Annotated in this window: 24 protein-coding genes; 13 read left to right on the top strand and 11 right to left on the bottom strand. The window is 63.5% G+C overall.

The window, feature by feature from the left end:
• The first annotated feature begins 167 nt into the window (after positions 1 to 167).
• The 8 genes from ACX3OW_RS03480 (at position 168) to ACX3OW_RS03445 (ending at position 6,283) form a co-directional block, all read left to right on the top strand.
• Positions 168 to 539: a GntR family transcriptional regulator gene (locus tag ACX3OW_RS03480; RefSeq protein ID WP_459094343.1), complete on the top strand. Its 372-nt coding sequence runs from the start codon at positions 168 to 170 to the stop codon at positions 537 to 539.
• Positions 532 to 1,437 carry an ABC transporter ATP-binding protein gene (locus ACX3OW_RS03475; protein WP_459094342.1) on the top strand — a complete coding sequence of 302 codons (906 nt, stop codon included), beginning with the start codon at positions 532 to 534 and terminating at the stop codon, positions 1,435 to 1,437. The genes ACX3OW_RS03480 and ACX3OW_RS03475 overlap by 8 nt, the downstream gene beginning before the upstream one ends.
• Positions 1,434 to 2,321, top strand: a complete 888-nt coding sequence (locus tag ACX3OW_RS03470; RefSeq protein WP_459094341.1) for a hypothetical protein — start codon at positions 1,434 to 1,436, stop codon at positions 2,319 to 2,321. The genes ACX3OW_RS03475 and ACX3OW_RS03470 overlap by 4 nt, the downstream gene beginning before the upstream one ends.
• Positions 2,322 to 2,460: 139 nt before the next feature.
• Positions 2,461 to 2,658: a hypothetical protein gene (locus ACX3OW_RS03465; protein WP_459094340.1), complete on the top strand. Its 198-nt coding sequence runs from the start codon at positions 2,461 to 2,463 to the stop codon at positions 2,656 to 2,658.
• Between the two features lie 163 nt (positions 2,659 to 2,821).
• The gene (locus ACX3OW_RS03460) at positions 2,822 to 3,712 is read left to right on the top strand and encodes a metal ABC transporter substrate-binding protein (protein ID WP_459094339.1); all 891 of its coding nucleotides are present in this window, start codon (positions 2,822 to 2,824) and stop codon (positions 3,710 to 3,712) included.
• Complete coding sequence (locus ACX3OW_RS03455; RefSeq protein WP_459094338.1) at positions 3,709 to 4,599, top strand: manganese/iron ABC transporter ATP-binding protein; 891 nt, start codon at positions 3,709 to 3,711, stop codon at positions 4,597 to 4,599. The genes ACX3OW_RS03460 and ACX3OW_RS03455 overlap by 4 nt, the downstream gene beginning before the upstream one ends.
• On the top strand, positions 4,596 to 5,450 hold the full coding sequence (locus tag ACX3OW_RS03450; RefSeq protein WP_459094337.1) for a metal ABC transporter permease: 855 nt from the start codon (positions 4,596 to 4,598) through the stop codon (positions 5,448 to 5,450). The genes ACX3OW_RS03455 and ACX3OW_RS03450 overlap by 4 nt, the downstream gene beginning before the upstream one ends.
• The gene (locus ACX3OW_RS03445) at positions 5,447 to 6,283 is read left to right on the top strand and encodes a metal ABC transporter permease (protein WP_459094336.1); all 837 of its coding nucleotides are present in this window, start codon (positions 5,447 to 5,449) and stop codon (positions 6,281 to 6,283) included. The genes ACX3OW_RS03450 and ACX3OW_RS03445 overlap by 4 nt, the downstream gene beginning before the upstream one ends.
• A gap of 8 nt (positions 6,284 to 6,291) precedes the next feature.
• Here ACX3OW_RS03445 and ACX3OW_RS03440 read toward each other — a convergent pair whose 3' ends face one another.
• Positions 6,292 to 7,608, bottom strand: coding sequence for an ActS/PrrB/RegB family redox-sensitive histidine kinase (locus ACX3OW_RS03440; RefSeq protein ID WP_459094335.1), 1,317 nt, complete (start codon positions 7,606 to 7,608; stop codon positions 6,292 to 6,294).
• A gap of 146 nt (positions 7,609 to 7,754) precedes the next feature.
• On the opposite strand from ACX3OW_RS03440, the gene ACX3OW_RS03435 reads away from it, so the two are divergent.
• Together ACX3OW_RS03435 and ACX3OW_RS03430 are read left to right on the top strand one after the other, a co-directional pair.
• A complete protein-coding gene (locus ACX3OW_RS03435) occupies positions 7,755 to 8,222 on the top strand; it encodes a DUF2852 domain-containing protein (protein WP_459094334.1) in 468 nt (155 codons plus the stop codon).
• Between the two features lie 370 nt (positions 8,223 to 8,592).
• The gene (locus ACX3OW_RS03430) at positions 8,593 to 9,330 is read left to right on the top strand and encodes a M48 family metallopeptidase (RefSeq protein ID WP_459094333.1); all 738 of its coding nucleotides are present in this window, start codon (positions 8,593 to 8,595) and stop codon (positions 9,328 to 9,330) included.
• Positions 9,331 to 9,518: 188 nt separating this feature from the next.
• On the opposite strand, the gene ACX3OW_RS03425 is transcribed toward ACX3OW_RS03430, so the two are convergent.
• Positions 9,519 to 12,116 carry a transglycosylase domain-containing protein gene (locus tag ACX3OW_RS03425; protein ID WP_459094332.1) on the bottom strand — a complete coding sequence of 866 codons (2,598 nt, stop codon included), beginning with the start codon at positions 12,114 to 12,116 and terminating at the stop codon, positions 9,519 to 9,521.
• 269 nt (positions 12,117 to 12,385) lie between these two features.
• Here ACX3OW_RS03425 and ACX3OW_RS03420 point away from each other — a divergent pair, with 269 nt between their 5' ends.
• Positions 12,386 to 12,919, top strand: a complete 534-nt coding sequence (locus ACX3OW_RS03420) for a hypothetical protein (protein WP_459094331.1) — start codon at positions 12,386 to 12,388, stop codon at positions 12,917 to 12,919.
• A 3-nt stretch (positions 12,920 to 12,922) separates the two neighbouring features.
• Here ACX3OW_RS03420 and ACX3OW_RS03415 read toward each other — a convergent pair whose 3' ends face one another.
• From ACX3OW_RS03415 to mutM, 9 genes are all read right to left on the bottom strand, one after another.
• Entirely contained in the window at positions 12,923 to 13,945 is a 1,023-nt protein-coding gene (locus tag ACX3OW_RS03415; protein WP_459094330.1) for an LLM class flavin-dependent oxidoreductase, read from the bottom strand.
• A gap of 10 nt (positions 13,946 to 13,955) precedes the next feature.
• Complete coding sequence (locus ACX3OW_RS03410; protein ID WP_459094329.1) at positions 13,956 to 14,243, bottom strand: type II toxin-antitoxin system HicB family antitoxin; 288 nt, start codon at positions 14,241 to 14,243, stop codon at positions 13,956 to 13,958.
• Positions 14,236 to 14,448 carry a type II toxin-antitoxin system HicA family toxin gene (locus ACX3OW_RS03405; protein ID WP_459094328.1) on the bottom strand — a complete coding sequence of 71 codons (213 nt, stop codon included), beginning with the start codon at positions 14,446 to 14,448 and terminating at the stop codon, positions 14,236 to 14,238. The genes ACX3OW_RS03410 and ACX3OW_RS03405 overlap by 8 nt, the downstream gene beginning before the upstream one ends.
• An 84-nt stretch (positions 14,449 to 14,532) precedes the next feature.
• The gene (gene gyrB, locus ACX3OW_RS03400; RefSeq protein WP_459094327.1) at positions 14,533 to 16,986 is read right to left on the bottom strand and encodes a DNA topoisomerase (ATP-hydrolyzing) subunit B; all 2,454 of its coding nucleotides are present in this window, start codon (positions 16,984 to 16,986) and stop codon (positions 14,533 to 14,535) included.
• A 135-nt stretch (positions 16,987 to 17,121) separates the two neighbouring features.
• Entirely contained in the window at positions 17,122 to 18,234 is a 1,113-nt protein-coding gene (gene recF, locus ACX3OW_RS03395; protein WP_459094326.1) for a DNA replication/repair protein RecF, read from the bottom strand.
• Positions 18,235 to 18,485: 251 nt separating this feature from the next.
• Complete coding sequence (gene dnaN / locus ACX3OW_RS03390) at positions 18,486 to 19,607, bottom strand: DNA polymerase III subunit beta (RefSeq protein WP_459094325.1); 1,122 nt, start codon at positions 19,605 to 19,607, stop codon at positions 18,486 to 18,488.
• Positions 19,608 to 19,777: 170 nt separating this feature from the next.
• Positions 19,778 to 21,235: a chromosomal replication initiator protein DnaA gene (gene dnaA / locus ACX3OW_RS03385; RefSeq protein ID WP_459094324.1), complete on the bottom strand. Its 1,458-nt coding sequence runs from the start codon at positions 21,233 to 21,235 to the stop codon at positions 19,778 to 19,780.
• Between the two features lie 916 nt (positions 21,236 to 22,151).
• A complete protein-coding gene (gene rpsT / locus ACX3OW_RS03380) occupies positions 22,152 to 22,418 on the bottom strand; it encodes a 30S ribosomal protein S20 (RefSeq protein ID WP_459094323.1) in 267 nt (88 codons plus the stop codon).
• A 166-nt stretch (positions 22,419 to 22,584) separates the two neighbouring features.
• Positions 22,585 to 23,472: a bifunctional DNA-formamidopyrimidine glycosylase/DNA-(apurinic or apyrimidinic site) lyase gene (gene mutM / locus ACX3OW_RS03375; protein WP_459094322.1), complete on the bottom strand. Its 888-nt coding sequence runs from the start codon at positions 23,470 to 23,472 to the stop codon at positions 22,585 to 22,587.
• 112 nt (positions 23,473 to 23,584) lie between these two features.
• Between mutM and ubiE the strand changes: the two genes are divergently transcribed.
• Both ubiE and ubiB read left to right on the top strand, forming a co-directional pair.
• Complete coding sequence (ubiE, locus tag ACX3OW_RS03370; RefSeq protein ID WP_459094321.1) at positions 23,585 to 24,349, top strand: bifunctional demethylmenaquinone methyltransferase/2-methoxy-6-polyprenyl-1,4-benzoquinol methylase UbiE; 765 nt, start codon at positions 23,585 to 23,587, stop codon at positions 24,347 to 24,349.
• A 3-nt stretch (positions 24,350 to 24,352) separates the two neighbouring features.
• Positions 24,353 to 25,906: a 2-polyprenylphenol 6-hydroxylase gene (gene ubiB, locus ACX3OW_RS03365; protein WP_459094320.1), complete on the top strand. Its 1,554-nt coding sequence runs from the start codon at positions 24,353 to 24,355 to the stop codon at positions 25,904 to 25,906.
• Position 25,907 lies beyond the last annotated feature (1 nt).

Genomic DNA, 25,907 nt, shown 5'->3' with positions numbered 1-25,907 from the left:
TCCAGGGTGAGGGGTGCTGCGTTCACCCATGCTTCGGCGCGAACGAAAGTGACCCCTCATCCGCCCTTCGGGCACCTTCTCCCGCAAGGGGAGAAGGGGAGAGCGGAAACATCTTGACTCACCCCATCAGTGTGCTACATAACCAGCACACTACACAGGCATCACACATGGATGATTTTCACACCAGCCAGCCGATCTTCGTGCAGATCAGGCAACGGCTTGCCGAGATGATCCTGCGCGGAACGGTGGGTGAGGGCGAGGCGTTGCCCTCGGTCCGCCAGATCGCCGCCGACCTGTCGGTCAATCCGCTGACGGTCACCAAGGCATTCGAGGCGCTGGTCGATATTGGCGTGGTCGAAAAACGCAGAGGGCTGGGCATGTTCGTCAAAACCGGAGCGCGGGCCGAACTGCTCGCCCATGAACGCGACAAATTCCTCAAGGACGACTGGCCCCGCATCCTCGCCCAGGTCAAGGCGCTCGATCTTGATCTGAAAACCCTGCTTTCCAGTTCTCCTGCCACAGGTGCAGAAAATGACTGAGCTTTCCCTCTCCACCAGCCTCGAACCCATCGTTTCCGCCCGCGGCCTGCGCAAGAGCTTTGGCCGCAAGGAAATCCTGCATGGGCTGGATTTCGATATTCCCGCCGGCCGCATCTATGGCCTGATCGGCCACAATGGCGCCGGCAAGACCACCACGCTCAACGCCATGCTCGGCCTGACCAATTGCGAAGGCACCATCCGCGTTCTGGGCGAGGACCCCTTCGCCCAGCGCGCCAAGCTGATGGAAAACGTCGCCTTCATTTCCGACGTGGCCAGCCTGCCGCGCTTCCTGCGGGTGCGCGAGCTGTTCGCTTTGCTCAGCAACATCCATCCCAAATTTTCGCAGGACAAGGCGCGCGCCTTCCTCGAAGGCACCGACATTCGCCCCGAGATGAAGGTCAAGCATCTCTCCAAGGGCATGGTCGCCCAGCTGCATCTGGCGGTGGTGATGGCAATCGACGCCAAGCTGCTGGTGCTCGACGAGCCGACGCTCGGCCTCGACATCACCTATCGCAAGCGCTTTTACCGACGCCTGCTCGAAGATTACATGACCGAGGAGCGGACCCTGCTGATCACCACCCATCAGGTGGACGAGATCGAGTTCATGCTCTCCGACATCATGTTCATCCGCGATGGCGATCTGATCCTGCATATGCAGATGGAAACGGTGAACGACAAATTCACCCAGCTGGTGATCAGCGATCCGGCGGCGCAGGACGCGGCCCGCGCCTACCATCCGGTCTATGAGGAAACCCGCTTCGGCCAGACGGTGATGATCTTTGATGGCGTCGACCGCAATCTGCTCGAGCCCTTCGGCAAGCTCTCCACCCCCACCCTCAGCGACCTCTTCGTCGCGTTGATGCAGCGTCCCACCGCCAATCCGGAGACCGCCCGATGAAGGCTTTTATCGCGCTCATCCACCGCGAGCTGATCGAGCATAAGGGGGCCTTCCTGATCGGGCCGCTGCTGCTGGTGGCCGTTTTGTTCGGCGCCACCGTGCTGGCCTTTACCGTGGGCCGCGTCGATGCCCGCTTTTCCGGCGCCATCTTCACCGTGGCGCCGCTGCGGGTGTTCGAAGTCGGCTTTCTCGGCTTCGGGCTGGGCTGGTCGCTCTATCTGATCTCGGTGCTGTTCTTTTACTGCGCCGATGGCTTTGCCGCCGACAAGCGCAACAATGCCATGCTGTTCTGGAAGTCGATGCCGGTCAGCGATTTCAAAATGCTGCTGGCCAAGCTGACGGCGGCGCTGACCATCCTGCCCGGCACGGTCTATGCCGTGGCCCTGCTCAGCGGCGTGCTGCTGTTCGGGGTGGCCTATGCCACCATGCTGATCAATGGCACCGGCACCGGGGCGACCCTGGCCAGCATTGTCGGCATCTATGGCCAGGTGGCATTGGCCATCCTGTCGGTGCTGGTCTGCGGCTTGCTGTGGTATCTGCCGGCCATGGCGCTGGTCGGGGCCATGGCCACCGCCGTCGGCCGCTGGGCCATCCCCATTTCCCTGCTGTTGCCGGCGCTGCTGTCGACGCTGGAATGGGTGACTCTGGGGGGCCTCCATCCCTTCGCCACCCATATCTGGCGCTTCATGGAATACCGCTCCGCGCTACCCGATACGCCCTATCTGGAACACTGGATCACCTCCGACCAGAGCTTTAGCGGCGTAGCTTTCGCCTCTGACCTGATTGCCAATATGGATTGGTTGCAGGTCGGTATCGGCGCGGTGTTTGCCGTGGTGGCGCTGTATTTCGCCAGCGAATATCGCCGCCGCAGCAACGACAACTGAGCCGCATCAGGCCCTCGTGGTGAACCATCACACCACGGGGGCTTACTGACAATTGGCATCAAACTGCGCCGATGCCGGTAACGGCCCGGCGAGGGCCGGCGACCAGAATCCTCGGCTGGGGGCGTTAGTGGGACGCACCATGAGTCTGTTTCCCGACCTGCGCTATGAAACTGCCCGTGACCACCTGCAGCAGGCGCTTGCCATTCTGCCTGCCGAAGGCAGCGAGCTGATCCGCCTGCTGGTAGAAGAAGCCGCCCGCCTCTGCCAGGCCAAGGCCTATGACGCCGTCGCCGACCTCATCCCGCTCCTGCCCGACCCGGATGACGAGATCCACTAACTCCACACCTGCCACGATGCCCCGTCGCCGCGACGGCGGTTGCCGCTATCACGCGCGCGATGCGGTTTGCGGTGCCGCATCCCCCATTCCCGCCCCGCCCAATCCGCTATTGCGAATGATTTGCAATTGCACTACCTATGAGGGACTGATTTTGGAGTGATCGATGCATCGTCGCGTGTTTGCTGCCCTCGTTCTGTCTGCGGCGCTCGCCGCGACACTGCCCGCCACCGCTCAGGATCGCCTCAAGGCCGTCACCACTTTCACCATCATCGCCGACATGGCCCGCAACGTCGCCGGCGATGCCGCCGATGTGGTGTCGATCACCAAGCCGGGCGCCGAAATCCATAATTACCAGCCCACCCCCGGCGATCTAATCGCCGCGCAGGGGGCCGATCTGATCCTGTGGAACGGGCTTAATCTGGAACAATGGTTCGAGCAGTTCCTCGCCAATCTGGGCGCGGTGCCTTCGGTGGTGGTCACCACCGGCATTGATCCGATGGGCATTGGCGAGGGCCCCTATTCCGGCAAGCCCAATCCGCATGCCTGGATGTCGCCCACCGATGCGCTGGTCTATGTCGACAATATCCGCGCCGCCTTCGTCGCCGCCGATCCGGTCAACGCCGCGATCTACGACGCCAATGCCGCCGCCTATTCGGCCGAGATCACCGCCACCGTCGCCCCGATCCGCGCCGCCATCGCCGCCATTCCCGAGGACCGGCGCTGGCTCGCCAGTTCGGAAGGCGCCTTCTCCTATCTGACGCGCGATTTCGGCCTCAAGGAACTCTATCTCTGGCCGATCAATGCCGATCAGCAGGGCACGCCGCAGCAGGTGCGCCATGTCATCGACCAGGTGCGCGAGCATGATGTGCCGGCGATCTTTTCGGAATCCACCATTTCGCCCAAGCCGGCCCAGCAGGTCGCCCGCGAAACCGACATCAAATATGGCGGCGTGCTCTATGTGGATTCGCTGAGCGAGCCCGATGGCCCGGTGCCGACCTATCTCGACCTGCTCAAGGTCACCACCACCACGATTGTCGAAGGGCTGACGCCATGAACGACATGACGCACGATATCGCCGCGCCGGGCCTTGTGGTCAGCGACATCACCGTCGCCTATCGCAATGGCACCACCGCCATCAAGCATGCCAGCTTCACCATTCCGCGCGGTTCCATTACCGCGCTGGTGGGGGTCAATGGCTCGGGCAAATCCACCCTGTTCAAGGCCATTATGGGCTTTGTGCCGCTGGCTGGCGGCACCGTGGAAATCCTCGGCGTGCAGGGGAGGCAGGCGCTCAAGCGCAACCTCGTCGCCTATGTGCCGCAGTCGGAAGATGTCGACTGGAATTTCCCGGTGCTGGTCGAGGACGTGGTGATGATGGGCCGCTATGGCCATATGGGCCTGCTGCGCCGCCCCAAGCCGCTGGATCACCAGATGGTCACCCGGGCGCTGGAACGCGTCAACATGGTGGAGTTCCGCCATCGCCAGATCGGCGAACTCTCCGGTGGGCAGAAAAAGCGCGTCTTCCTCGCTCGCGCGCTGGCGCAGGAAGGCCAGGTCATCCTGCTCGACGAGCCGTTTACCGGCGTCGACGTCAAGACCGAGGATGCCATTGTCGCCCTGCTGCGCGACCTGCGCGACGAGGGCAAGGTGATGCTGGTGTCGACGCATAATCTGGGCTCGGTCCCCGAATTCTGCGACCGCACCGTCTTGGTCAAGGGCACCGTACTCGCCTCCGGCCCCACCGCCGAAGTGTTCACCCGCGAATGGCTCGAAATCACCTTTGGCGGGGCGTTGCGCCACTTCGTGCTGGCCGGCGCCGCCCTGCATGACGACGACGATCCGCGCCACATCACCGTGCTGACCGACGATGAACGCCCGCTGGTGATGTATGGCGAGACCGGCAAGATGACGACAAAACAGTCCGACAAGGTCGACGAATGATCGAAACCCTGCTGCTGCCCTTCAACTATCATTACATGATCAACGCCATCTGGGTTTCGGCGCTGGTCGGCGGCGTCTGCGCCTTCCTCTCGGCCTATCTGATGCTCAAGGGCTGGTCGCTGATCGGCGACGCGCTGAGCCACTCCATCGTGCCCGGCGTGGCCGGCGCCTATATGCTGGGCCTGCCGTTTTCCATCGGCGCCTTCTTTTCCGGCGGCCTCGCCGCTGCCGCCATGCTGTTTCTCACCCAGCGCACCAAGCTCAAGGAAGATGCGGTGATCGGGCTGATCTTCACCGGGTTTTTCGGCCTCGGCCTGTTCATGATTTCGCTGTCGCCGACCTCGGTCAATATCCAGACGATCGTCATGGGCAATATCCTGGCCGTTACCCCCGAAGACACGCTGCAACTGGTGCTGATTGCCGTGGTGACGCTGGCGGTGATGCTGGTGATCTGGAAAGATCTGATGGTGGTGTTTTTCGATGAAAGCCACGCCCGCTCCATCGGCCTCAACCCGCCCTTGCTGCGCGGCATCTTCTTCACCCTGCTCGCCGCCTGCACCGTCGCCGCCATGCAGACCGTCGGCGCCTTCCTGGTCATCGCCATGGTCGTCACCCCCGGCGCCACGGCGTATCTGCTGACCGACCGCTTCCCCCGGCTGATCCTGATCGCCATCGCGGTGGGCACGCTGTCCTCGCTGGTCGGGGCCTATATTTCCTTCTTCCTCGATGGCGCCACCGGCGGCGTCATCGTCGTGCTGCAGACCGTTGTCTTCCTGCTCGCCTTCGTCTTTGCCCCCAAGCATGGCCTGCTCGCCGCCAGACGCCGCGCCGCTAGGGAGATCGCGTCATGAACGAGTTCCTCATTTACGCGCTGTGGCCGTTCCACTTCCCCTTCATGACCAACGCCATGATCATCGCCCTCATGGTCGCCATTCCCACCGCCCTGCTCAGTTGCTTCCTGGTGCTCAAGGGCTGGTCGCTGATGGGCGACGCCATCTCCCATGCCGTGCTGCCCGGCGTGGTGCTGGCCTATATTGTCGGCATCCCGCTCGGCATCGGCGCCTTTGGCGCCGGCATGGGCTGCGCCCTGGCGGTCGGCTATCTCAAGGAAAATTCCCGCATCAAGGAAGACACGGTGATGGGGGTGGTGTTTGCCGGCCTCTTCGGTCTCGGCATTGTGCTCTACACCTCGATCCAGACCGATGTGCATCTCGACCATATCCTGTTCGGCGACATCCTCGGCATCGGCCCGGCCGATCTGATCCAGACCGGTCTGATCGCGCTGGTGGTCACCGCCATCGTGCTCGCCAAATGGCGCGATCTGCTGCTGTTCACCTTCGATCCGCAACAGGCGGGCGCCATCGGCCTGCCGGTGCGGGTGCTGCATTATGGGCTGCTGGCCATGTTGTCGCTGACCATCGTCGCCGCGCTGACCGCCGTCGGCATCGTGCTGGCCATCGCCCTGCTGGTGGCCCCCGGCGCCATCGCCTATCTGCTCTCCAAGCGTTTCGCCCCGATGCTGGGTATCGCAGTGGCCGTCTCGGTCAGTTGCTCGCTGCTCGGCATCTATGCCAGCTTCTTCATCGACAGCGCCCCGGCCCCGACCATCGTGCTGCTGATGAGCGCCACCTTTATCGTGACCTTCATCATCACCACCCGCCGGCCTGCCGTGCTTGCTGCCTGAGCCCCCGCTCAGGCAGTCCCTTCCACCGCACTGCGCGGCCAGACGATGCGCACCCTTGCATGGCCATTGGCGGCGATATTTTCGAAGGCCAGCCGCCCCCCGGTGCGCTCCAGCAGCGTCTTGGCGATGAACACGCCCAGCCCCAGCCCGCCGGGCTTGTTGGCGTCAGGCCCCTGCGGATCGCGCGGGCGGCTGGTGAGATAGGGCTCGCCCAGCCGCGCGATCAGCTCCGGCGCAAAGCCCGGCCCGTCATCGGTGATCGACACCGATACCGCCTCACCATCCCACGCCGCCTCGACCCGCACCGTCGAGCGGGCGAAATCACTGGCATTCTCGATCAGATTGCCCAGCCCATACAGCAGTCCCACGCTGCGCTGGAACACCGGCGCCGGGCCGGCTGCCTTCTCGTAATAAAACAGGATCGCCTTGCCGCGCCCTTCATGCGGCCGCGCCACTTCGGCCAGCAGATCGGTCAGCGGCACCGCCGCAAACGGGTCGCCGCTTTCATTGCCCAGATTGCGCAGCTTGGCCAGGATCGCCCGGCAGCGCGCCGCCTGAGCGATGATCAGTTCCACATCCTCGGCCAGATCGCTGCCCGGCTCGGCCTCGCTGCGCATCTCCTTGGCCGCCAGCGCAATGGTAGAGAGCGGCGTGCCCAGCTCATGCGCGGCGGCAGCGGCCAGCCCGTCCAGCGCCGATAATTGCTCCTTGCGCGACAGCGCCAGCTCGGTGGCCGCCAAGGCGTCGGCGATCTGGCGCGCATCATGGGCGACGCGACTGACATAGGCGGAAATGAACACCACGCCGCAGACGATCGAAACCCAGATGCCGATGACATAGATGCGGTTGAAGACGATGCGCTCGAGCGGATTCCACGGCAGCGGCAAATGCCACACCGACAGGATCGAGGCGATCACCACCGCCAGCAGGGCCACCAGAAAGGTGGCCCGCTGCGGCAGCGTCGTCGCCGACACCGAAACCGGCGCCAGCAGCAGCAGCGAAAACGGATTCTGCAGCCCGCCGGTCAGCGCCAGCAGCCCGCCCAATTGCAACAGGTCGAACGCCACCTGGCCGGCGGCCGAGCGCACCGACGGCCGGTAGGAAGTCCCCAGCTTCAGCACCAGCCACAGATTGACCAGCGCCGACAGGGCGATCAGCACAAAACATTCAAACAGCGGCAGCGGAAAGCCCAGCCCGAAGGCGACAAACAGCACGCCGATGGTCTGGCCACCCACCGCCAGCCAGCGCAGCAGCACCAGCGTCTGCAGCCGCAGCGGCCGCCAGGTCGAGGGCAAAGGCAGGCCATCGGCCTGGATCATACTCATTTCAAAGCCCTTCCGAGGCAAAAATCCGTCGCGCCATAGGGAGACAAAAATCCAGTTTCAAGACCAAAAAATCCATGGGCACAGCATTGATCCTGTCTCGGCACGGGCCATGTAAAGCTCATCGTGACTGGGAGACTGAAACCGAAATGACCACAGCAATCATCAAACCACAATGGTCGCCGCTGACCATCGCCCTCATGGTTATGGGCTTTATCATCTTTTGGCCGCTCGGCCTGGCGGTGCTGGGCTACATCCTCTGGGGCGAAAAATTCGGCGGCTCGCCGGAAAAGGCCCAAGCCTATTTCAACAAGGGCAAAGCCTGGTGCTCGTCCAACAAGGGCCACCAGAGCTGGAACAAGCGGAGTTACGGCATGAGCTCGAGCGGCAATGCAGCCTTTGACGACTATCGCGCCGAACAGCTCAAGCGCCTCGAAGAAGAACGCGCCCGCCTCGACGCCGAAATCGACGCCTTCCACGAATATATGGCCAACCTCAACAAGGCCAAGGATCGCGAAGAATTCGATCGCTTCATGAACGAACGCCGTGGCTCGCGCCAGGGCTTTGACCAGCCCAAGCCCGACAATGGCGACAGCTGGACCAACAATAACGGCTAATCCCTTCCTCCCCTGAAGTCGGTCCCCGGACCAAACTAGCGCCCCCAAAAGGGGCGCTTTTTTTCTTGGGCGCTGGCGGCTTGCCCTCATCTCCCCCATCCACTGCGCTGTACCTCCCCCTTGACGGGGGAGGCTAGGAGGGGGTGCGAGAGCCCCAATATAGTGGCCAATCCACCCCCACCCTTGATCCCTCCCCACAAGGGGGAGGGAGACGATGAACACCGCCATCGCAACTTGCGCCTCCCTCCCCTTGATGGGGAGGGATTGAGGGTGGGGTGGAGCCCAACACGCCGATGCACGGAAAAAGGGACTGACCGTGCGTGTGACGCCATCCCGCGCTACACTCCCCCAACGATTCCCCACGGCCCCCATGAACCTGTTCTTCCGCGCCAAGTCCAAAATTCCGGCCAGCACCCTCATCGACATCGATGGGGCGCCGGTGACCGTCACGGTGCGCGTCAATGCGCGGACGCGCAGCTATCGGCTGTCGATTCCCCATAGCGGCGGCCCGGTGCTCACCCTGCCGCCGCATGGCAAATGGACCGAAGCCGAGGCCTTCCTCATCCGCCACCGCAACTGGCTGGCCGCCCGCATCCAGCGCGCGCCCACCGCCACCAGTTTCGCCGATGGCGGCGTCGTCCCCCTGCGCGGGGTGGACCACCGCATCATCGGCACCGGCAAGCTGCGCGGCCGGGTCGAAATCGCTGACGACGATGGCGCGCCAGTGCTGCTGGTGCCCGGCGATGCGGCCCATCAAGCCCGAAGGCTGACCGACTGGTTCAAGCAACAGGCGCAGGCCGATCTCGAACTGCGCACCGCCATCCATGCCGAGCGGCTCAATGTCACCGTCAAATCGGTCAAGATGCGCAGTCAGGCCAGCCGCTGGGGCTCCTGCTCATCCTCGGGCAATATCAATTACAACTGGCGCCTGGTGCTGGCCCCGCCCTTCGTGCTCGACTATGTCGCCGCCCACGAAGTCGCCCATCTGGTGGAAATGAACCACTCCCCCGCCTTCTGGGCCACGGTCAAACGCACCCTCCCCGACATGGACCGCGGCCGCGCCTGGCTGAAAACCCATGGTCGGCAATTGATGGTACACGGCGCCTAAGGCGACTTATCCCCGAAGGCTCCCCACCCCCGATGTCACCCCAGCCTTGAGCCGGGGCCCAGCTCGAGATCAACCCGTCGCCGCAAGGTGATCGGGTGAGCCATCACACCCATCTCAGGATGGGTCCCGGCTCAAGGCCGGGACGACACCGAGTTTGGTGATGCGCTCCAGTAAAAGGGGCGAAGCCCCTAGTTCTGCTGATCGCCGAAAATCAGATCCATCAGCGTGCGTTGGCTGCGTTCGTTTTCGATCGGCACCGGCTGGCCCAAGGGGGCCGGCGGCTGCATCTGGGCCGGGGCGCTGGGCACCCAGACCTGCTGGCCGGTGGCCGGATCGACCACCAGGACCATCGGCAGGCCGGTGCTCGGGTCAATCGGCGCCTGGGTGAGGCCGGGATTCTGCGGCTGCAGCGGATAGCCGGTGACCGGATCGATGGCCTGATCCTGCACGATCTGGCCCACCGGCATGCCGGTGGTCGGATCGATCTGCACCCCATTGGCGTCGACCAGCATGCCGCCGCCATTGCCGATCGGCATGCCTGTCGCCGGATCGACCATCTGGCCACCCTGCATTGGCTGGCTGGCCGGCACCGCCGTGGTCGCCGGCAGATATTGGCCAGTGGCCGGATCGAGCTGCAGCAGCTGGCCGGTGGCCGGATCGGTCATGGTCTGTACCGGCTGGCCGGTATTGGCATCGACATATTGCGTCATCGGCTGGCCGGTGGTCGGGTCGATCACCTGCTGGGCGACCAGCTGGCCGTTATAGTTGCCGCCCGGAATCGGGGCCATGGACTTGCCGGCATGCGCCTTGGTCATGAATTGCGACCAGATCGCCGCCGGCACGTTGCCGCCCGACAATGTGGTCTTGGTGTCATTGTCATTGCCGAGCCAGACGCCGGTGACCATGGCCGAGGTGTAGCCGACAAACAGCGCGTCGCGGGCGTTCTGGCTGGTGCCGGTCTTGCCGGCAAATTCCCAGCCGCCGACATTGGCGCTGCGGCCCGTACCGACTTCGACCGCTTCCTTGAGCATGTCGTTCATCTCGGCCAGCACCTTGGGATCGACGACGCGGCCGGGGCCGGCATCGGAGGCCTGATACAGCAGATCGCCATCCTTGGATTGGATCGAGGTGATGACATTGGGAATGACGCCCATACCGCCATTGGCGAAGGGGGCGTAGGCGCTGGTCAGCTCGAGCAGGTTCACTTCCTGGGTGCCCAGCCCGATGGCGGGCACGGGCGTCAGGTGGGAGGAAATGCCCATGCGGGTGGCCACGTCGATCACCGCCTGCGGGGTGACGTCGATGGCCAGGCGCGCCGTGATGGTGTTGAGCGAATAGGCCAGGCCCTGGCGCAGGGTCACGGTGCCGGCATATTTGCCGGAGGCATTGCGCGGGCTCCAGCCATTGTAGTCAAACTGGGCGTCTTCGGCCAAGGTATCGGGCGTGTAGCCCTTTTCCATGGCGGCCATGTAAACGAAGGGCTTGAAGGTCGAGCCGGGCTGACGCTTGGCGGTGACGGCGCGATTATACTGGCTGGCCTGATAATCGACGCCACCCACCATGGCGCGCACCTTGCCATCGACATCCATAGCGACCAGCGCGCCCTGGCTAAAGCCGCGCTTGGGGCCTTCGGAGGCGACCAGTTCCTTGACGATGAACTCGGCATCCTTCTGCATCTTGAAGTCGATGGTGGTCTGCACCACCACGTCGCTTTCGATGTCGCCAATATAGGCGGTCATCAGGCTTTCGACCCAGTCGGCCACATAGTCTTCCGAACCGGCGACGCGGGTGCGCACGCTCTGGTTGGGGTCGATCTGGGCCGCTGCGGCTTCCTCGGGCGTGATGAAGCCGTCGCGCGCCATGGCGTTGAGCGACAGGCGCTGCCGCTCGATGGCCCGCTCGGGATTGGACTTGGGATTATAGGCCGAGGGCGCGGGCAGGATGCCGGCCAGCATGGCCGCCTGGCCCAGCGACAGATTGCGCGCCGAGACGCCGAAATAGGTCTGCGCCGCCGCCTCTATACCCGTTGCCCCGGCGCCGAAATAGACGCGGTTCATATAGAGTTCGAGAATGTCTTCCTTGGAGTAATTCTGCTCCAGCCACACGGCCAGAATGGCTTCCTGCACCTTGCGGCCCAGGGTCTGGTCGGGGGTGAGGAACAGGTTCTTGGCCACCTGCTGGGTGATGGTCGAGGCGCCGCGGGTCACGCCGCGCGCCTGCACCGATTCAATGGCCACCGAAATCAGGCCGATCGGATCGACGCCGAAATGGCTCATATAGCGGCGGTCTTCGCTGGCGATGATGGCGGCCGGCACATAATAGGGCAGCTCGCGATAGGTCACCGCCTCGCCGCCGGTGGCGCCGCGATTGGAAATCAGGCTGCCATCGGCCGCCAGAATGCGGATATTGGGCGGCCGGTCGGGAATGGCCCAGGTGTTGGATGAGGGCAGCTGCGCCCCGTAATAGACGATGACGCCAATGACGGCGATGCCGCCCCACAGGCACGCAACAAAGCTCCACCACAGCAGGCCCATGAGGAACCCGCCGCTACGCGAACGCTTCTTGCGCGCCCTGGCCGGCTGGGCCTTGCCGCGCTTGGGGGCCTTGGGCGGCTTGCCGCCACCACCGCCGCCACCGCTGCGTTCATCAGCGACGGAAAAGCTCATCGATTGACCAATGGAGGGCTCGACCCGCTCTCCGGCCTTACCCCGCGCCGCAGCCTTGGGCTTATTGCCCTTGGCCGGCTGGTTGCCCACGCGGTCATCGGCGGAAATGCGAAAATCCATCAAGCAGACCTTAGAAAAACTGGTGCCTTTTGCCCGCTTCTATCCTGTTCCGCAGCGTCGGGGAACCACAGGTTGCCGAAGGGTTAAGGCAAATACTGACCTCGACGCGGGCGCGGCATTGCTGCCGGGGCGCTTGCCGCGTGATCAGCCCATTCTTCTCCGGGGCAAATGTGGCCGGTTTATGTGGGGTTTTGCCGGTTTGCCGGCAGGTGTTGCCAGCGCGTCACAGACTTGCCGGTCCCCGGTCGGACCGGCTAGAGGCATGCGACATGAATTTCCGCCCGTTGATCGCCATCCTGATCGCGCTGCTGACCACCCCGGTCATGGCCGCGTCGCCAAGCCAAATGCGCGACGCGGCGCTCGAGGCCGCCATCGCAAGCTTTTCGCAAGCAAAGCGTCAGCTTGCTGGCAGCGCGTTCTTGCTCGATATCGCCGCCTACGAGCAGGCGTTGACGCGGCAGCGCTTCCAATCCGACCATTGGGGCGCAGATATCACAGTCAAATTTGTCACCCGTGACAAAGCCAGCGGCTCCTGCGACCGCTTTGCCGCCTTTGTCCGCCTGCCGCCAGAAGAAGGGGTGATTTCTTTGGTGTTCTGCCCCCAATTCTTCAATTCGGGCACCGACAATCTGCGCCGCCTGACCATATTGCACGAGCTGGTCCACGTCGTCGCCGGCCCCGACGAATGCCGCGCCATGGCCTTCGCCGCCAGCGTCGAACAGGCCGCGCATGGCCATTTCACCCCGGTGGATTCCTACTGGAAAGCCAGCAATTGCGCAGGTTCGGACTACCGCCTGCCCTAGATCTCAGCGCCAGCCCAGCGCCGGCGCAACATGGGTCAGAATGCTCTCGATGACATGCGCATTATAGTCGACGCCGAGCTGATTGGGCACGGTGAGCAGCAGCGTATCGGCCTCGGCAATGGCCTCGTCCATCGCCAATTCCTTAATTAAAACATCGGGTTCTGCAGTATAGCCGCGACCGAACACGGCGCGCTTTTCCGGCTCGATATAGCCGAACTGATCCTCTTCCGAACGGCCATTGCCGAAATAGGCGCGGTCCAGATCATTGACCAAAGCGAAGATCGACCGGCTGACCGACACCCGTGGCTCACGGGCATGACCGGCCTCTTTCCAGGCGGCGCGATAGGCCCGAATCTGCTCGGCCTGCTGGACATGGAACGGCTTGCCGCTCTCGTCGAATTTGAGCGTCGAGCTCTGCAAATTCATCCCCAATTGCGCCGCCCAGACCGCCGTCGCATCGGTCGCCGCCCCCCACCAGATGCGATCGCGCAGCCCCTCGGAATGCGGTTCAAGCCGCAGGAAACCTGGCGGATTGGGGAACATCGGGCGCGGGTTGGGCTGGGCAAAGCCCAGTCCTTTCAATTGGTTAAGAAAGATCTCGGCATGGCCGCGCGCCATGTCGGCCTCGGTCTGGCCTTCATGCGGGCCATAGCCAAAATAGCGCCAGCCATCGATCACCTGCTCGGGCGAGCCCCGGCTGATCCCCAGCTGCAACCGCCCGCCGGAAATGAGGTCAGCCGCGCTGGCATCCTCCACCATATAGAGCGGATTTTCGTAGCGCATATCGATGACGGCCGTGCCGATCTCGATCTTTTTAGTCCTGGCCCCAATCGCCGCCAGCAGCGGAAATGGCGACGCCAGCTGGCGGGCAAAATGATGCACCCGGAAATAGGCGCCATCGGCCCCCAATTCCTCGGCCGCCACGGCCAGATCGATCGATTGCAGCAGCGCATCCCCAGCCGACCGCGTCTGCGACTGCACCGAGGGCGACCAGTGACCAAAGGAGAGAAAGCCGATGTTTTTCATGGGGTTTTGCCTATTCAGCGGCTTGGTAATACTCAGCCGATGGCCGGATGACAGCAACCACCGCCTCGGTTACCGCTGCCTGAAAATCACTATCGAGCCGCAGCGCTTCAAGGGTCCGCGGCACCGGTCGCTCGCCCGGCCAATCCTCAAAGGCAAAGGCCAAGACCGCGGCGGCTTCGGCGATGGCGTCATCCAGCGTATCGGCGACTGCGATCACACCGGGAACATCGGGAAACGATACGCCGTAACCGGAATCGGCGTCCTTGTGGATGAGCGCAATGTAGTGGAGTTCACGCATCGCTGTCTGGGTCCCAACCTGCCTGTCGATAGATCGAGCGGACCGTACCAACAGGAATGTCCTTGCGCGGATGCGGCAGTATCACCGTCCACCCACTCGGCAGATGCCGATATTTATGGTGCGAACCGCGTGTCGATACAAGGATGAACCCGTCGGCCAGCAGGCGACGGATGATCTGTCGGCTATCGCGCTGCACGGGCGCCATGATAAACCGCCCCCAAAATGGTTGGGCACATCATGCGCCGCCAGCGAGAAGCAGAGCATCGGGCGCCGCCCGATGCAAGTGTTGCTAGACGTCCAGGTTGCTGACGCTGAGGGCATTGTCCTGAATGAAGTCGCGGCGGGGTTCGACCAGGTCGCCCATCAGGGCGGTGAAAATCTCGTCCGCTTCGGTGGTGTTGTCGATCTCGACCTTGAGCAGGGTGCGGGCATTGGGGTCGAGCGTGGTTTCCCAGAGCTGGGAGGCATTCATTTCCCCCAGGCCCTTGTAGCGCTGCAGCGACACGCCCTTGCGGCCGGCATCGGTCACTGCCTTGAACAGCGAAGCCGGGCCAAACACGGGAATGGAGTCGCCCTTGCGGGTCAGCGTCGGCACGCCGCCATAGATTTCGTCCAGCCGGTCGGCGAGCTGGCGCAGCTTGCGCGCGTCGGCGCTTTGCAGCAGCAGCTTGTCGATGACGTGGGTCTCGGTCACGCCGCGCACGGTGCGCGAGAAGGCCAGGCTTTCGTCGTCGGTGATGGCGCCGGACCAGCCGCGTTCCAGCTCGTCGGAAATGCGGTCGAGCCGGTTGGAGATGCGGTTCATGGTGCCGGTGATGCGGTCCGGATCGGCCAGGCCATCGGGATCGAGCCCGCCGACAATCGCCGCCTGTTCGACCAGGCTGCGATTATAGCGGGTGTTGAGATTGTCGATGGCCAGCACGATATCGCGCGCCTGCTGCACGATGCCAAGCAGGTCGCCGCCGGCATGTTCGACGCCGTCACGGGTCTTGAATACCGCGTCGTCGAGCCCGGCTTCCATCAGATATTTGTCCAGCGCCGCTTCGTCCTTGAGGTACTGCTCGGACTTGCCGCGCATGGCTTTGTAGAGCGGCGGCTGGGCGATGTAGATGTGGCCGCGCTCAATCAGCTCCGGCGTCTGCCGGTAGAAGAAGGTCAGGAGCAGGGTGCGAATATGGGCGCCGTCCACGTCGGCGTCAGTCATGATGATGATCTTGTGGTAGCGCAGCTTGTCGGCGTTGAACTCTTCGCGACCAATGCCGGTGCCGAGCGCCGTGATCAGCGTGCCGACCTGATCGGAGGAAATCATGCGGTCAAAGCGGGCGCGCTCGACATTGAGGATCTTGCCGCGCAGCGGCAGCACCGCCTGATTGGAGCGGTCGCGGCCCTGCTTGGCCGAGCCACCAGCCGAGTCACCCTCGACGATGAAGATTTCAGACTTGGCCGGGTCGCGTTCCTGGCAGTCGGCCAGCTTGCCGGGGAGCGAGGAGATTTCCAACGCGCCCTTGCGGCGGGTCAGTTCGCGCGCCTTGCGGGCGGCTTCGCGGGCGGCAGCGGCTTCCGCCACCTTGCCGACAATGATCTTGGCCTCGTTGGGATGCTCTTCGAACCACTGGCCGAGCTTGTCGTTGACGATGCTTTCAACGACCGGGCGAACTTCGGAGGAGACCAGCTTGTCCTTGGTCTGCGAGCTGAATTTCGGATCGGGGACTTTCACCGAAAGCACGCAGGTCAGCCCCTCGCGGGTGTCGTCGCCGGTCATGCTGACTTTTTCGCGCTTGGCGATGCCCGAGCTTTCGGCATAGCCGACCACCTGGCGCGTCAAGGCGCCGCGCAGGCCGGCCAGATGGGTGCCGCCATCGCGCTGCGGGATGTTGTTGGTGAAGCACAGCACGTTCTCGTGATAGCTGTCATTCCACTGCAGCGAGACTTCGACGACGATGCCGTCCTTTTCGCCGATCATGGTGATTGGCGCCTCGAGCACGCCGGTCTTGGACTTATCGAGATATTTGACGAAGGCTTCGAGACCACCCTCGTAATACAGCTCGGTGCTGACCAGCTCGGGGTGGCGGGAATCGTTGAGAATGATGCGGACGCCCGAGTTCAGGAAGGCCAACTCGCGCAGGCGATGCTCCAGCGTCTTGAAATCGAACTCGACCATGGTGAAGGTGTCGGTCGAGGGGAAAAAGCTGATGGCGCTGCCGCTGCGGCCTTCATAAGTGCCGGGCTGCTTGTTGGCGACATAGGTGCCGGTCTGGGCCAACGGCGCATCGGCGACGCCATGGGTGAAACCCATCTCGAAAATCTTGCCGTCGCGGCGGATATTGAGCCGCAGCCACTGGCTCAGCGCATTGACCACCGACACGCCCACGCCGTGCAGGCCCCCCGAGACCTTGTAGCTGTTCTGGTCGAATTTACCGCCGGCATGGAGCTGGGTCATGATGACCTCGGCCGCCGAGATGCCCTCTTCCTGATGGATGCCAGTGGGAATGCCGCGACCATTGTCGTTGACCGTCACCGAACCATCGGCATTGAGCGACACCGTGACCAGGTCGGCGTGACCGGCCAGCGCCTCGTCAATGGCGTTATCCACCACCTCATAGACCATGTGATGCAGGCCCGAACCGTCATCGGTATCGCCGATATACATGCCGGGGCGCTTGCGCACGGCGTCGAGGCCCTTGAGCACCTTGATGCTGTCAGCGCCGTATTCGTCGGGAATGGGATTTTCGCTATCGGTCATGGGGTCCGAATCAGTCTATTTCGCAGGTACTTTGTTCTACCGGAACAGGGGTCTAACCCCAAGCAAAATGGGCTTTTTCGGGCCATTTGCGGGGGATAGGCGCCCCGATTCGCCGGTTCATTCCCAGGCGCCGCCTCAGTCGGGATAAACCCGTCCATCGCGCACCGTGATCAGCTGCGCCCGCTCGCCCAGCGCCTCGAACAAGACCCGGTCGGTACCAGTCAGAAAACACTGCGTACCCAACCCGTCGAGCGCCAAAAACAGCGCCCGGCGCCGGTCGGGATCGAGATGGGCGGCGATCTCGTCAAGCAGCAGAAACGGGGTGATGGCGGTGCGCAATTTGACCAAGCGCGCATGCGCCAGGATGAGGCCGATCAGCAGTGCCTTTTGCTCGCCGGTCGAGCCCAGCGCGGCCGGCATGCCCTTTTGGGCATAGGTCACCTCAAGATCGACCCGGTGTGGCCCTGATATGGTGCGCCCGGCGGCACGATCAACCCCGCGCGCGGCCCGCCAGGCGTCGCGCAGGGCGGTTTCCAGCGCCGCCGAGGACGGATGGTCGACCACGCCCTCCAGCAGCGGCGTCAGCGCCAGATGGGCGGCCGGGAAACTGACATCATCGAGACTCTGCTCGATCAGCGCCTGCAGATGCTCAAGGCTATCGGCGCGCGCCAGATGGATCGAAGCACCCAGCTCGGCCATCTGCGCCTCGATGGCATTGAGCCAGGCCGGATCGCCCTGCTCTTCCAGCAGCCGATTGCGCTGGCGCATGGCCTTTTCGTAATCGCCGACCGAGGCCGAGTGGCTGGGAATGAGGGTGGTGACGAGCCGATCGAGAAAGCGCCGCCGATCGCCGGCCGGGCCGGAAAACAATCCATCCATCGCCGGGGTCAACCACAGCACGCGCAGATAGTCGCTCATCGCCTCGATAGAGCGGGCATTGGCGCCATTGATGCGCACCCGCCGCCCGCCTTCAGGCGCCGCGCCGGTGCCGATATCGGCCGGTCCGTTATCGGTTTCGATGGTGGCCGCCACCGCCCAGCCGATATCGCTGCCATGGGCCTGCAGGGTCTCAAAACTGGCCCCACGCAGCCCCCGGCCGGGCGACAGCACCGAAATGGCTTCGAGCAGGTTGGTCTTGCCGGCGCCATTGGGGCCGGTCAGTACGACATGGCGAGAATCAAGATCCAGCGCCGCCGCGGCATAATTGCGGAAGGCGGTGAGGCGCAGGCGGGAGAGGTGACGGGTCATTACACCCTTTCTACCCCTCTCCCCTTGAGGGAGAGGGTGGATCGGCGCAGCCGAGACGGGTGAGGGGTCGTAACAGTCGGCATTGCAGGCTTCACCATCGCAGACCCCTCATCCGCCCTTCGGGCACCTTCTCCCTCAAGGGGAGAAGGGAGGATCGAGCATGCGACAAGTCTGGGCCCTGCGAGCATAGCTCTCCGGGCGTTCGCGGCTTAAATCGCTCCACCGGAGCGATTTCCCCTGCGGGACGCCACTTACACCCGCATCGGCATCAGCACGTAGAGCGCGCGGGTTTCGCCGTCGTCCTTGACCAGCGTCGGCGAGCCGGCGTCGTTGAACATGAAGACGGCGTTTTCCGAACGAATCTGGCCGATGATGTCGAGCAGATAGCGGGCATTGAAGCCGATCTCGAAGCCGTCGGTTTCAAATTCCACGGCCAGCTCTTCGCTGGCCGTGCCATGGTCGGGATTGGTCACCGACAGTTCGAGCAGGCCGTTGGTGGCATGCAGCTTGACCGCCTTGCCGCCGCGATCGGAGGCAATGGTGGAGACGCGGTCGACAGCGATGGCAAAGCTGGCGCGATCGACATTCATCTGCTTGTCGTTATTCTTGGGGGTCACCCGATCGTAATCGGGGAAGGTGCCTTCGATCAGCTTACTGAGCAGCACCACGGTGCCGACGGTGAAGCGGATCTTGGTGTCGCTGACTTCCACCGTGACGTCGCCATCGGCGCCGTCGAGCAGCTTTTGCACTTCACCCACGGTCTTTTTCGGCACGATGATGCCGGGCATGCCCTGGGCACCAGCCGGCGCGTCCAGCTCGGCGCGGGCCATGCGGTGGCCGTCGGTGGCGACGGCGCGCAGTACGGTGCCGACATTGGAAATGTCGACGGTGTGGAAATAGATGCCGTTGAGATAGTAGCGCGTCTCCTCGTTGGAGATGGCGAACTGGGTGCGCTCGATCAACTCGCGCAAAGCCGAGGCGGGCATGGTGAATTCATGGCCGAAGCTGCCCGACTTAAGATCGGGGAAGCTGTCCGGCGACAGACACGCCAGGTTGAAGCGCGAGCGGCCCGAGGTGAGCACCATGTTCTCGCCGCCATCGGTCTCGAGCCGCACTTCGGCGCCATCGGAGAGCTTGCGGACGATTTCATAGAGCGTATGGGCCGGGACCGTGGTGGTGCCGGCAGTCGACACCATGGCCGGCACCGATTCGGTGACTTCGATGTCGAGGTCGGTGGCGCGCAGCTCGACCTTGTCGTCGCTGGCCTTGAACAGCACGTTGGCCAGAATGGGGTAGGTGTTGCGCCGCTCCACCACCCGATGCACATGGCTCAGCGACTTGAGCAGATGATTGCGTTCGAGCGTGACTTTCATTCGGCAACTTCCCTGGCACTACGCGACGACAAAAAACCCCGGCGGACCGGGGTTTGGACATTTACAATTTGTGAACGCAAAGGCAAGGGCGGGGACAGGTTTGCCGCAGGATTTTCCGTCGCATTGGTCTGCCCTTCTCCCAGCGAGGGGAGAAGGGGGCAACCCGCCCGCTATTCTTCGAGCATGCGCTTGAGCAGCTCGATCTCCTGCGCCAGTTCCACGTCGTCCTTGATCATCTGCTCGACCTTGCGCACCGAGTGCAGCACGGTGGTGTGATCGCGGCCGCCGAAGCGCCGGCCGATTTCGGGCAGCGACCGCGAGGTCAGCGCCTTGGCGAGGAACATGGCGATCTGGCGCGGACGCACCACGTCGCGCGAGCGACGGGCCGACAGCAGCTCGTTGCGCGGCACCTTGTAGTGGCGCGAGACGATCTTGAGGATGTCCTCGATACGGACGCGGCGGGCTTCGCGGCTGCGGATCAGGTCGCCCAGGGTCTTTTCGGCCAGCGGCACGGTGATCAGTTCACCGGTCAGCTGGTTGGCGGCGACGAGGCGGTTGACCGCGCCATCGAGATCGCGGCCATGGCTGACCACGGCGCGGGCGACATAGTCGATCACCGGCACCGGGAAATGCATGCCATAGCGGGTTGCCGACTGCTCGGCGCGGCGCTGCACGATGGCCCGGCGCAGATCGAGATCGAAGCCGGAAATCGGCACCACCAGCCCGCCCGACAGGCGCGACTTGATGCGTTCGTCGAGCATTTCGAGATCACGCGGCGGTGCATCGCCGGCTACCACCACCTGCTTGGCGCCGGTGAGCAGCGTGCCCAGCGTATGGCCGAATTCGGTGGCGGACTTGCCCTGCAGGAACTGCATGTCGTCGATGAGCAGCAGATCGACCCGACGCAGCCATTCCTTGAAGCCGAGTGCCGACTGGCGCTGCACGGCGGTGATGAAATGATACATGAAGTGGTCGGCGGTCAGATAGACGATATTCTTGGACGGCTCGGCCTGCTGCACCGCATGGGCGATGGCGTTGAGCAGGTGGCTCTTGCCCAGACCGACCGTGGAATGAATGTAGACCGGATTGAAGGTCACGGTGTTGTTGGCGACCGCCTGGGCGATCTGCTTGGCCACGCCGAGCGCCATTTCATTGGCGCCACCGGGCACAAAGCTCTCAAAGGTCATGCGCGGATCGATGGCACTGCCGGCCAGGGCATCGCCCTTGGCGGCAGAATTGTCGCGCACCATGCGCGGCTGGCTCGTCGTCGGCAGCGGGGCAGGCGCCAGAGCGGGAGCAGCGGTTTCATTGGGGGCGGCGGGTTCGGCATTGGCCTGGACCAGGCGCGGGCGGGCCTGACCATTGACGCGCAAAGTCACCTGAATGCGGCCGACTTCCGCAGCATCCTGGCGGAAGGATTCCAGAATCCGGTCGCTGTAGTTGGACTGGACCCAGGAGCAGAGGAAGCGCGTCGGCGCCGACAGATGCACCACGTCCTCGACAATTTCCTCGAGCTCCAGCCGGGCGAACCAGGACGCGAAGACATCTTCGCCAACACCGGCCTTGAGGCGCGCGCGGACCCGGTTCCACAGATCGCGCTGGCCTTCGGAGGTGTCGGAAGTGGTCATGACAGGTTTTTCGCCTTGAGTGGTCGGAAGGGAAGAGGAGGAATTGGCCTTGGCCCAATCATCCCCTCCGGCAATTGCCTGTCGCGTCATCTTGATGTGCCCCATTCTGTTCGATCCGCTGGCCCGCAAAGCCAGTGGATGTGCCCTGTCATTTTTTCTGCCGTGGCCGGAACCGGAGGGCTCCAACTGGCCATAGCTTCGCCGTTGGCGTCCGACATTGCGGACGCATTTACACTCCCCGGTGGTTGCCCCACCGGCTGCCATCTCAATCTTGTCGTGAACCCGGCCCTACGGCCGAAGGCCTACTGAACCATGCCGATATCGAGGGGACTGGCCCCCAAACACGCTGCCAACACAACCTTCACCGGTACAAAAACACCTGCGGCGTTGCCGCCGAGAAGCTAAAAACCAACGCTCGGAAAATGAGCCTGCCAACCTCGCCGGACACTCATTCTTGGTGTCCTTTGCCGTGTTGACCAATTCACTTTAGAGGCAGGGTTTTGGCCCCGCAACCGTGGAATCTTTAAAATGAGGGGTTGACTCCGAGGTTGTGATTTCTGGTCCCCCGCCCCCGCCAAAGTCCCTCAAAGCAAGGGTCTGTGACTCAACGCAGATTCCATTCCTTAAGTCGGCCCGAAGGGTAAAAAATTTATTTCCGCCCGGGTGATTTTTCCGCCGCACGCCCGATTTCCGCGCTGCGGCAAAAACGACCTTCATGGCGCCAAGCCTTTGGCAGGCCAGCACAAAGCCCCAAACGGGCATACCCGTCCGGCAATTGGCTATCCTGTCAGGAGCTTCGTAGGACGCCGGACAGACGGAAAAACCTTGCCCGGTACCATACAAAGAAAATGGGCCCCTTGCGGAGCCCAGTTTCACATGCTGGCAGCAGCAGCCCTTAGGGCGCCGCGCTGGCCGATCAGGCGCTAAGCGCCTTGACCCGGCTATTGAGGCGGGAAATCTTGCGGGCCGCCAGATTGGCGTGGACGATACCGCGAGTGGCCGCACGGTTGATCTCGGGAGCCGCTGCGCTCAGCGCTGCCATGGCAACTGCGTGGTCGCCGGCAACAATGGCTTCTTCAACCTTGCGGATGAAGGTGCGCACGCGCGAACGGCGCGACTTGTTGACCGCGGTGCGGGCTTCGATCTTGCGGGTGGCCTTCTTGGCTGAAGGAGTATTGGCCATAACGGTCCTCTTGGCGTCCAACCGGCCACATGCACCCTCATGGGTCACAGGCGTCCGGGATGAAATGAAATTCGGCGGCGTTCGTCTGCCACCAAGTTGGGCGGTCTATAGGGGATGGCGGGGTGAGCGTCAACTGGATTCAGGCCACAAGGGGCGCTGAGGCCTGCTATGGCGCCTTCTGGCACACCGGACAGAAAAACGTCGAGCGTCCCGACTGCACGATGCGCTGGATGGTGCCGGTGCAGAGCGGGGTCGGACAGGGCTCGCCTTCGCGGTCATAGACGGCGAAACGATGCTGGAAATAGCCCGAGCCGCCTTCGGCATTGCGGAAGTCGCGCAGGGTCGAGCCACCCACTTCGATGGCCTCCACCAGCACCTGCCGCACCGCATGGGCCAGGTCCTCCAACGCCGCCTTGGGCTTGCCCTTGGCGGTCACCAGCGTGCCGGCCAGCACCGTGGGCAGGATATGGGCCCGGTGCAGCGCCTCGGCCACATAGATATTGCCCAGCCCCGCCACTACCCGCTGATCGAGCAGCGCTGCCTTGATCGGGGATTTCTTGCCCTTGAACTTGGCCGCCATCATGTCGGCATTGAAATCATTACCCAGCGGCTCGGGGCCCAGATCCTTGAGATAGGGGCTGTCGCCAATATCGTCATAGAGATCGATGAAACCGAAGCGGCGCGGATCGGCATAGATCAGATGGCTCTTGCCATGGGCGGGATGGGAAATATCCCAGATCATGTGATCATGTTTGGGCTCGGTGCCCGGCTCGTAATAGCGCGGCGGCTTGTCGATGCCGTGCTCGGCAAAGCGCCAGGAGCCGGTCATGCCCAGATGGCTCAGCACGGTCTGGCCATTGCTCAGCCCGATCAGCAGATATTTGGCGCGGCGACCCACCGACACGATGGTCTGGCCTTCCAGCGCTGCGGCCAATCCCTCGGGAAACGGAAAGCGCAGATTGGCGCGGCGCAGCGTCACGGAATCGATCCGCGCCTCCACCAGCCAGGGCTCCAGCCCCCGGCGTACGGTTTCGACCTCGGGCAGTTCGGGCATTGTTGGCCTCTTTACCTGTGCGGCTTTGTGCCATGGCAAAGCCAGAATGGGTTGCATATGGTGCGGCCGTACGAGATGTACGAATATCATACAAGGCCGATTGGACGATGCCATGACCGACGCGCGCGAGACCACTCATTTCGGCGAGCAGACCGTGGCGATGGACGACAAGCAGGGCCTGGTCAATGCGGTGTTCCATAATGTGGCCGACCGCTATGATTTGATGAATGATCTGATGAGCGCCGGCGTGCATCGCTTGTGGAAGGACGCCCTGGTCAATGAGCTGGCGCCGCCCAAGACCGGCACGCGGCCGTATCAGGTCCTCGACATGGCCGGGGGCACCGGCGACATCGCCGAGCGCATCATCAATGCCTCGGTCGGCTATGCCGAAGTCGTGGTCTCGGACATCAATTCGGACATGCTGCGGGTCGGGGCCGAGCGTGCCAAGGCCTGGCGCTATCCGGCGCAGGCCAGCTTTGTCGAAGCCAATGCCGAAGAGCTGCCCTTCGCCGACAACAGCTTTGACGCCTATACGATCGCCTTCGGCATCCGCAACGTGCCGCGCGTCCAGAAGGCGCTCGACGAGGCGCATCGCGTGCTCAAGCGCGGCGGCCGCATTCTGGTGCTGGAATTCTCCCAGGTCGACGTGCCGGGCCTCGACAGTCTCTACAAGCTCTATTCCGACCGGGTGATCCCGCCGATGGGCAAGGTGGTGACCGGGGATTCCCAGCCCTACCAATATTTCGTCGAATCGATCCGCAAATTCCCTGCCCCGACGGCGTTTACCGCCATGCTGACCCAGGCCGGCTTCAAGCGCGCCAAACACACCTCCTTCACCGGCAACATCGCCACGCTGTTCTCCGGATGGAAGCTCTAGCCCATGGTCATCGGCGCTTATCTCCGTCTGTTCCGCGCCGGCTATGTGCTGGCGCGCGAAGGGGCGCTGTCCATTCCCGGTGAACTGCCCCCCGCGCTGGCGCCGCTGCGCCTCGGCATCTGGCTGGGCCGGCTGATCGAGCGCCCCAGCGTGCGTAAGACCGGCCATGTCGAACGCCTCAACAAGGCGCTCAACCGGCTCGGCCCCACCTATGTCAAATTCGGCCAGACCCTGGCCACCCGCCCCGATGTGGTCGGGCCGCAGATCGCCAATGATTTGGCCGGGCTGCAGGACAAGATGGACCCGTTCGACGCCACGCTGGTGCCGGCCATTCTCAAGACCGCATTGGGCGACAAGGCCGACGAGCTGACCGAGCTGTCCCCGCCCATCGCCGCCGCCTCCATCGCCCAGGTGCATCAGGCCAGGCTCAAGCCGGCCAGCGGCCTGCCCAAGACCGTCGCGGTCAAGATCCTGCGCCCCGGCGTCGAAGCCCGCTTCATGGCCGATATCGAGAGCTTTTACGCGGTCGCGCGGCTGGCCGAGGGGCTGGTGCACTCGACCCGCCGTCTGCGTCCCACCGAAGTGGTGGCCACCCTCGACCGCTCGGCACGGCTCGAACTCGATTTACGGCTCGAAGCTGCGTCCATTTCGGAAATGGCCGAGAACATCAAAAACGACACCGGCTTCGTCATCCCCACCGTGTCGTGGGATCACGTCGCGCAAAATGTGCTGACCACCAGCTGGGTCGACGGCATCCCGATTCGCGACCATGCGGCGCTCGATGCCGCCGGGGTCGATCGCAAGGCGCTGGCGGCCAACCTGCTGCAGAGCTTCCTGCGCCATGCCATCCGCGACGGCTTTTTCCATGCCGACATGCATCCGGGTAATCTGTTCGCCGATCGGCGCAATGGCGACGTCATCGCCGTCGATTTCGGCATTATGGGTCGCATCAACCGCAAGGAACGCCGCTTCCTCGCCGACATTCTTTACGGCTTCATCACCCGCAATTATCGCCTGGTGGCCGAACGGCATTTCGATATCGGCTATGTTCCCAAGGACCAGTCGGTCGACGACTTTGCCCTCGCCATCCGCTCCATCGGCGAGCCGCTGCATGGCCGCACCGCCTCGGATATTTCCATGGCCCGCGTGCTCGGCCAGCTGTTCACCATCACCGACCTGTTTTCCATGGAGACGCGCCCCGAGCTGGTGCTGCTGCAAAAATCCATGGTGCTGGTCGAAGGCGTCGCCCGCGCGCTTGATCCGCATCTCGATATCTGGACCGTGGCCGAGCCGGTGGTGGGCGATTGGCTGCGCAAGGAAGCCGGACCGCTGGGGCGGCTGGAAGACATCAAGGACCATTTCACCACCGCCGCCGAGGCGGCCGGGCGACTGCCCATCATCATCGAGCAGGCCGAACTGGCGCTGGCCGATTATCACGCCAACAAGGCCCGCCCGCGCGATCGAGTGCTGCGCTGGGCCATGCTGGGGCTGATGGGGATTACCGGGCTGACCATGGCGGCGCTGCTGTGGCGCCTGCTGACGCTGACTTCGCTGTGAG

It is taken from the genome of Devosia sp. A449 (assembly GCF_054489375.1).
This window is presented reverse-complemented; position numbering and strand designations above follow the sequence as displayed.

Excerpts from the sequence above, each read along its gene's own strand:
- ACX3OW_RS03480 (WP_459094343.1), top strand. The coding sequence starts at position 168 with ATGGATGATTTTCACACCAGCCAGCCGATCTTCGTGCAGATCAGGCAA.
- ACX3OW_RS03475 (WP_459094342.1), top strand. The coding sequence starts at position 532 with ATGACTGAGCTTTCCCTCTCCACCAGCCTCGAACCCATCGTTTCCGCC.
- ACX3OW_RS03470 (WP_459094341.1), top strand. The coding sequence starts at position 1,434 with ATGAAGGCTTTTATCGCGCTCATCCACCGCGAGCTGATCGAGCATAAG.
- ACX3OW_RS03465 (WP_459094340.1), top strand. The coding sequence starts at position 2,461 with ATGAGTCTGTTTCCCGACCTGCGCTATGAAACTGCCCGTGACCACCTG.
- ACX3OW_RS03460 (WP_459094339.1), top strand. The coding sequence starts at position 2,822 with ATGCATCGTCGCGTGTTTGCTGCCCTCGTTCTGTCTGCGGCGCTCGCC.
- ACX3OW_RS03455 (WP_459094338.1), top strand. The coding sequence starts at position 3,709 with ATGAACGACATGACGCACGATATCGCCGCGCCGGGCCTTGTGGTCAGC.
- ACX3OW_RS03450 (WP_459094337.1), top strand. The coding sequence starts at position 4,596 with ATGATCGAAACCCTGCTGCTGCCCTTCAACTATCATTACATGATCAAC.
- ACX3OW_RS03445 (WP_459094336.1), top strand. The coding sequence starts at position 5,447 with ATGAACGAGTTCCTCATTTACGCGCTGTGGCCGTTCCACTTCCCCTTC.
- ACX3OW_RS03440 (WP_459094335.1), bottom strand. The coding sequence starts at position 7,608 with ATGAGTATGATCCAGGCCGATGGCCTGCCTTTGCCCTCGACCTGGCGG.
- ACX3OW_RS03435 (WP_459094334.1), top strand. The coding sequence starts at position 7,755 with ATGACCACAGCAATCATCAAACCACAATGGTCGCCGCTGACCATCGCC.
- ACX3OW_RS03430 (WP_459094333.1), top strand. The coding sequence starts at position 8,593 with ATGAACCTGTTCTTCCGCGCCAAGTCCAAAATTCCGGCCAGCACCCTC.
- ACX3OW_RS03425 (WP_459094332.1), bottom strand. The coding sequence starts at position 12,116 with ATGGATTTTCGCATTTCCGCCGATGACCGCGTGGGCAACCAGCCGGCC.
- ACX3OW_RS03420 (WP_459094331.1), top strand. The coding sequence starts at position 12,386 with ATGAATTTCCGCCCGTTGATCGCCATCCTGATCGCGCTGCTGACCACC.
- ACX3OW_RS03415 (WP_459094330.1), bottom strand. The coding sequence starts at position 13,945 with ATGAAAAACATCGGCTTTCTCTCCTTTGGTCACTGGTCGCCCTCGGTG.
- ACX3OW_RS03410 (WP_459094329.1), bottom strand. The coding sequence starts at position 14,243 with ATGCGTGAACTCCACTACATTGCGCTCATCCACAAGGACGCCGATTCC.
- ACX3OW_RS03405 (WP_459094328.1), bottom strand. The coding sequence starts at position 14,448 with ATGGCGCCCGTGCAGCGCGATAGCCGACAGATCATCCGTCGCCTGCTG.
- gyrB (WP_459094327.1), bottom strand. The coding sequence starts at position 16,986 with ATGACCGATAGCGAAAATCCCATTCCCGACGAATACGGCGCTGACAGC.
- recF (WP_459094326.1), bottom strand. The coding sequence starts at position 18,234 with ATGACCCGTCACCTCTCCCGCCTGCGCCTCACCGCCTTCCGCAATTAT.
- dnaN (WP_459094325.1), bottom strand. The coding sequence starts at position 19,607 with ATGAAAGTCACGCTCGAACGCAATCATCTGCTCAAGTCGCTGAGCCAT.
- dnaA (WP_459094324.1), bottom strand. The coding sequence starts at position 21,235 with ATGACCACTTCCGACACCTCCGAAGGCCAGCGCGATCTGTGGAACCGG.
- rpsT (WP_459094323.1), bottom strand. The coding sequence starts at position 22,418 with ATGGCCAATACTCCTTCAGCCAAGAAGGCCACCCGCAAGATCGAAGCC.
- mutM (WP_459094322.1), bottom strand. The coding sequence starts at position 23,472 with ATGCCCGAACTGCCCGAGGTCGAAACCGTACGCCGGGGGCTGGAGCCC.
- ubiE (WP_459094321.1), top strand. The coding sequence starts at position 23,585 with ATGACCGACGCGCGCGAGACCACTCATTTCGGCGAGCAGACCGTGGCG.
- ubiB (WP_459094320.1), top strand. The coding sequence starts at position 24,353 with ATGGTCATCGGCGCTTATCTCCGTCTGTTCCGCGCCGGCTATGTGCTG.